The sequence below is a fragment of the Mesorhizobium sp. M2C.T.Ca.TU.002.02.1.1 genome (assembly GCF_003997225.1).
The window spans coordinates 1-5214 of the sequence record NZ_RZTO01000437.1 but is presented as its reverse complement, the minus strand read 5'-3'; the positions used below and the strand labels follow the sequence as shown (position 1 = coordinate 5214).

Genomic DNA, 5214 nt, shown 5'->3' with positions numbered 1-5214 from the left:
GCCTTGAATAACAGGTGGCGGGCGCCCTTCCCGAGCGTGGCGGATGGGAGCAATATAGTTCTTTCATTGCGGATGAAGGCGATGCTGGAAGTCCCTGAGGATCGCGGCGCCCGCCACCTGTTATTCAAGGCCATAGACGAAGCGTTCAAGGCCGGAGATTCCGCGGCCCTGGCTGTTGCGCTTGGCGGTTCCGCGCGCTGGTTCGACGAGCGGATGCCGTTCGAGCTCGGCCTTGGCCATCCGCTGGAATACGCGATCTATTGGAGCCCGGCCGCGTTCATCACCGCGCTTCTCGATGCCGGCTCGAACCCGAACTATGAAGATCTGGCCGGCTTCCCTTCACTCATTGCCGCGTTGTCGACGGAACGGCCGGACCGGCTGGACGTCGTCCATATCCTGCTCGAGCATGGCGCCGACCCGGATATGCGCGGGGTGAACGACTGGACGCCCCTGCACTATGCGGTGTCCCGGCGCGACGCCGAGGCGATCCGTCTGCTGCTGCTGGCGGGCGCGGATCCGTCACTGCGAACCCGCATCGACGACTATGAAACGGCGCTGGAAGGCGCGGAAGAAGCCGGGTTCGAAGCCGGCGTCTTTCTGCTGCGCGAAGCGCTGAACAATCGCCGTGTATGATGGATGGCTGTCCGCCGCCGTCACACGGCCTTGAGCTTGGCCTTGAAGCGTTCTGCGTTGGCCACGTAGTGCGCGGCCGAGACGCGCAGCCGCTCGACCGCCGCTTCGTCCAATGTCCTGATCACCTTGGCGGGCGAACCGACGATCAGCGAATTGTCCGGAAACACCTTGTTTTCCGTCACCAGGGCGCCGGCGCCGACCAGCGAGTTGTTGCCGATCCTGGCGCCGTTGAGCACGACCGCGCCCATGCCGATCAGGCTGTTGTCGCCGACCGTGCAGCCGTGCAGCAGCGCCCTGTGGCCGATCGTGCAGCCTTTGCCGATGGTCAGCGGAAAGCCCGGATCGGTGTGCATGATCGTGTGTTCCTGCACATTGGTGTCGGCGCCGATCGTAATGGGCTCGCCATCGCCGCGGATCACGACACCGAACCAGAAGCCGACATTGCGGCCGATCCGGATGTTGCCGATCAGCGTGGCGTCCGGCGCAATCCAGTTCGTATCGGCGTCCTCGAACTCGGGCGCTTTCCCATCGATCGCATAGACCGGCATTGTTCGTCTCCGAATCGTCTCAACCAGCAAATTCGAAGGACCCTAAGTTCTCGGTCGCCCAGGATGCAATGGCGATGAGCACGACGCCGAGCGCCAGCGCCCAGGCGATGGCCGTGCAACCGCAGGACAACAGCGCCATCGTGCCGATGCGGCCCTCGCGGCGGGCGGCCAAGGCCTCGTTGGTGAGCATGAACGGACCGGCGCAGGCCGTTGCCGCAAGCGAACGCAGGATATGGACCGGCGAAACATAGGGTTCGGCAAAGGCCAGGCGCCGACCGGACAACAGTTCCATGGCCGATCCGGCCAGTCCGCAAGCCGTGACGCCAACCGCAAACGCGTAAAGAACAAGCACAACGGGACCCATGTTTACCAACCATTTACCATGAAAACGCACAGTCGTGCCAACGCGCTGCAAGAGCCATGCCGCGCCGGTTGTGCCGCCGAAGGACAGGCGGGCGGATCGGGAAAGAGCGAATGAGACAGGCAAATGTCGCCGAGAGTCCGGACTTCGAGGTCGTCGATTCGACCTTGATGAAGCGGGTCTTCTATATTTTCGCGGCGCTGGCGCTGCTCTCGGTTGCGATCAGCGTCGGCGGCAAATGGCTTGGACGGTCGATCGCCATGGCCGGCTATACGGACGATACGACGGTGCGCCAGATCGTCATGGGCAACAATCTCATCAGCGTGCCGGCAAACTTCATCCGCTTCGACCAGGCCAGGCGCGACGGCATCGCCTCGCGGCTCGATCTCTACCTGCGCTATCCCGAGATGGACGGCTACAGCACGGCCGCGCGCGACGACTTCAACCACACGACGACCAGGAAGATCATCTTCCTGTCGTTCGAACCGCGGATGATGTCGCGCGACATGAGCGGCCGCTTCGCGCCGATCTACAGCGCCCTGATCCAAAAGCCGGGCACGCCCGGCCCAGGCGGCACGACGGTTTACGCCTTCACGGAAAAATCAGGCTATCTCAACGAGGTGCTGGCCGTCGCCGAACGTCCCGGCAAGGATCCGTTCGTCGCCCGCTGCCTGAGCGGGCCGAGCGCGGAGGAATCGCTGGCGCCTTGCGAGCGCGACATCCAGGTCGGCGACGATCTCAGCCTCACCTACCGTTTTCCACGCGAGCTGCTGGCGAACTGGCCGGCGCTCGACGCGGCGATTGCGGCGAAGGTCGCGAGCATCCTGAAGACCGGGCACTGACGCTGGCGGCTAGCCGGCTATCCAACTAGATCATTTCGGCGCGCAGCCGGCGCTTCAATCGGCAATCTGGCTCAACGCTTCGGCCTCAAGGGCGTCAAGATACCGACTGGCATCGGACCGACAAGGCGCGCTAATGGTCTGCCATGACGCCAGCCTATCTCGCCTTCGACCCGACCAGTCGCCGCCTGCGGCTCGACCCGCATGAGCCGGCCTTCGTGCAGAACCCCTATGAGGCCTACGCCTTCCTGCATGGCGCCGCGAACGCCTTCTTTTGGGAAGACTACCGCTTCTGGTGCTTTGGCGGCTTCGACGATGTGAATCGGTTGCTGCGCGACCGCCGTTTCGGCCGGCAGAATCCGGCGGGGATTCCCGACAGCCGCGGCGTCGGCGACGACCGCTCGCATCTTGCCGCCTTCGACGCGATCGAGGCCAATTCCATGCTGGAGCTCGAGCCGCCGGTGCATACGCGGCTCAGAACGCTGGTCAACCGCGCCTTCGTCTCGCGCCAGGTCGAGCGGCTCAGACCACGCATCGAGGTGCTGGCCAACGAATTGATCGACCGCTTCGAGCCAGAAGGCGTTGACCTTCTGCCCGCTTATGCCTCGCCTTTGCCGATCACCATCATCGCGGAAATGCTTGGCGTGCCGGTCGAGATGGGGCCGCAATTGCTGGACTGGTCGCATCAGATGGTCGCCATGTACATGCATGGCCGCACGCGCGAGACCGAGGACACGGCCAACCGCGCCGCGCGCGATTTCGCGGCTTTCCTGCGCGGCTATGTCACCGAGCGGCGCAAGAAGCCGGGCGAAGACCTGCTGTCGCTCTTGATCGAGGCGCAGGACAACGGCCAGAAGCTGTCGGAAGACGAGCTGGTGTCCTCGGCCATCCTGCTCCTCAATGCCGGCCATGAAGCGACCGTGCACCAGACGGGCAATGCGGTGCGCTCGATCCTGGCCCAGGGCGGCGATCCGCGCCGGTTCTTTGAAACGCCGGAGAAAAACGTCGCGGCGGTCGAGGAATGCCTGCGCTTCGACGCGCCGCTGCACATGTTCCTGCGCTATGCCTATGAGGAGATCGAAATTTCGCCGGGAATCCTAATCAAACCCGGCGAGATGGTGGCGCTGCTGCTCGGCATGGCCAATCACGACCCGCTGGCTTTCGCCGAGCCCGACACCTTCCATCCGGCCCGCGCGGACCAGAAGAATGTCTCCTTCGGCGCCGGCATCCATTTCTGCATCGGCGCGCCACTGGCCAGGCTGGAGCTGCAGGTGTCGTTGAAGACGCTGTTCGACCGGCTGCCGGATCTACGCCTGGCGGAGGCGCCGCGTTTCCGCGACACGTATCACTTTCATGGCTTGGAACGGGTTGCGGTCGCGTTTTGAGCCGAGGCCTACGCGACTTCGTCATCCTTGGACGTAGCGACGCAAAGCGGAGCGAAGAACCGAGGATCCATTCCGTGACCTTGGCCGAAGGATGCAGCGGAGCAGAATTCTGCACCGTGGCAGCGGCCCTCAATGTCACGGAATGGATTCTATGGTCTGCGCGCGTCGCGTCGCTCCTTGCTCCGCCATAGAATGAGGACGCGATGGGCGTTCTGCCCAATCTCCAACGCAAGAAGAGCCCGCTACAAGAAGCGCAATCAAAGCTTGATCACATATTCCTTGCGCGTCGTCTCCAGCACCTCCCAGGTGCCCTTGAAGCCTGGCCGCAAGACGAAGCTCTCGCCCGCCCGCACGGTGCGCACCTCGCCGCCGTCCTCAGCGATCACCGATATCCCGGACAGGATGTGGCAGAATTCCCATTCGTCATAGACGATGCGCCATTTGCCCGGCGTCGCTTCCCAGATGCCGGCATAGAGGCCGCCGTCGCGCTCCTCGACATTCCAGGTCCGGAATTTCGGATCGCCCGACAGCACGCGATCCGGCGCCGGCGCGCCGGCCTCCGGTTCGACGCTGTCGACATTGACGGCAAGGAAGGCCGGCATATCAGACCTTGCCGAGCGCCTGTTCGAGATCGGCGACGATATCGTTGACGTCCTCGATGCCGATCGACAGCCGCACCGTATCCGGCCCGGCGCCGGCCTTGACCTTCTGCTCGTCGGACAGCTGTCGGTGCGTGGTCGAGGCCGGATGGATGACCAGCGATTTGGTGTCGCCGACATTGGCGAGATGGGAGAACAGTTCCAGCCCCTCGACGAACTTGACGCCGGCCTCATAGCCGCCCTTGAGGCCGAAGGTGAAGACCGCACCCGCGCCCTGCGGCGAATATTTCTTCTGCAGCGCGTTGTTCTTGTCGCCGGGCAGGCCGGGATAATTCACCCAGGCGACCTTGGGATGGTTGGAGAGCCAGCCCGCAACGCTCGCCGCGTTGTCGCAATGACGCTGCATGCGCAGCGGCAAGGTCTCCAGCCCGGTCAATATCAGGAAAGCATTGAAGGGTGAGATGGCCGGGCCGATGTCGCGCAGACCGAGCACGCGCGCGGCAATGGCGAAGGCGAAATTGCCGAAGGTCTCGTGCAGGACGAGGCCGCCATATTCAGGCCGCGGCTCCGACAGCATCGGGTATTTGCCCGACTTCGACCAGTCGAAGGTACCGCCATCGATGATGGCGCCGCCGATCGAATTGCCGTGGCCGCCGATGAATTTGGTCAGCGAATGGACGACGATGTCGGCGCCGTGCTCGATCGGCCGCACCAGATAGGGCGAGGCCAGCGTGTTGTCGACGATCAGCGGCAGGCCGTGCTTGCGGGCGATGTCGCCGATCTTCTCGATGTCGACGAAGATGCCGCCCGGATTGGCGAGGCTTTCGATGAAGATCGCCTTGGTCCCTG

At 63.8% G+C, this 5214-nt stretch carries 7 protein-coding genes; 3 read left to right on the top strand and 4 right to left on the bottom strand.

The annotated features are described in order from the left end of the window. Nucleotides 1-633: ankyrin repeat domain-containing protein (locus EOD07_RS21515; RefSeq protein WP_348627780.1), on the top strand; the 633-nt coding region annotated here is incomplete at its 5' end. Nucleotides 634-653: 20 nt separating this feature from the next. On the opposite strand, the gene EOD07_RS21510 is transcribed toward EOD07_RS21515, so the two are convergent. Both EOD07_RS21510 and EOD07_RS21505 read right to left on the bottom strand, forming a co-directional pair. Then, on the bottom strand, nucleotides 654-1181 hold the full coding sequence (locus tag EOD07_RS21510; RefSeq protein WP_127236901.1) for a gamma carbonic anhydrase family protein: 528 nt from the start codon (nucleotides 1179-1181) through the stop codon (nucleotides 654-656). 19 nt (nucleotides 1182-1200) lie between these two features. Next, nucleotides 1201-1545 carry a hypothetical protein gene (locus EOD07_RS21505; protein WP_127236900.1) on the bottom strand — a complete coding sequence of 115 codons (345 nt, stop codon included), beginning with the start codon at nucleotides 1543-1545 and terminating at the stop codon, nucleotides 1201-1203. 110 nt (nucleotides 1546-1655) lie between these two features. Between EOD07_RS21505 and EOD07_RS21500 the strand changes: the two genes are divergently transcribed. Together EOD07_RS21500 and EOD07_RS21495 are read left to right on the top strand one after the other, a co-directional pair. Next, nucleotides 1656-2384 (top strand): hypothetical protein, encoded by a 729-nt coding sequence (locus EOD07_RS21500; RefSeq protein WP_127236899.1) that lies wholly within the window; start codon nucleotides 1656-1658, stop codon nucleotides 2382-2384. Nucleotides 2385-2527: 143 nt separating this feature from the next. Beyond that, on the top strand, nucleotides 2528-3766 hold the full coding sequence (locus tag EOD07_RS21495; protein WP_127236898.1) for a cytochrome P450: 1239 nt from the start codon (nucleotides 2528-2530) through the stop codon (nucleotides 3764-3766). A 257-nt stretch (nucleotides 3767-4023) separates the two neighbouring features. On the opposite strand, the gene EOD07_RS21490 is transcribed toward EOD07_RS21495, so the two are convergent. Continuing rightward, nucleotides 4024-4368, bottom strand: a complete 345-nt coding sequence (locus EOD07_RS21490) for a cupin domain-containing protein (protein ID WP_127236897.1) — start codon at nucleotides 4366-4368, stop codon at nucleotides 4024-4026. A 1-nt stretch (nucleotide 4369) separates the two neighbouring features. Beyond that, on the bottom strand, nucleotides 4370-5214 hold an 845-nt coding region (locus EOD07_RS21485; RefSeq protein WP_127236896.1), incomplete at its 5' end, for a PLP-dependent transferase.

Coding starts and splice junctions, on each gene's coding strand:
- EOD07_RS21510 (WP_127236901.1), bottom strand. CDS start 1,181: ATGCCGGTCTATGCGATCGATGGGAAAGCGCCCGAGTTCGAGGACGCC.
- EOD07_RS21505 (WP_127236900.1), bottom strand. CDS start 1,545: ATGGGTCCCGTTGTGCTTGTTCTTTACGCGTTTGCGGTTGGCGTCACG.
- EOD07_RS21500 (WP_127236899.1), top strand. CDS start 1,656: ATGAGACAGGCAAATGTCGCCGAGAGTCCGGACTTCGAGGTCGTCGAT.
- EOD07_RS21495 (WP_127236898.1), top strand. CDS start 2,528: ATGACGCCAGCCTATCTCGCCTTCGACCCGACCAGTCGCCGCCTGCGG.
- EOD07_RS21490 (WP_127236897.1), bottom strand. CDS start 4,368: ATGCCGGCCTTCCTTGCCGTCAATGTCGACAGCGTCGAACCGGAGGCC.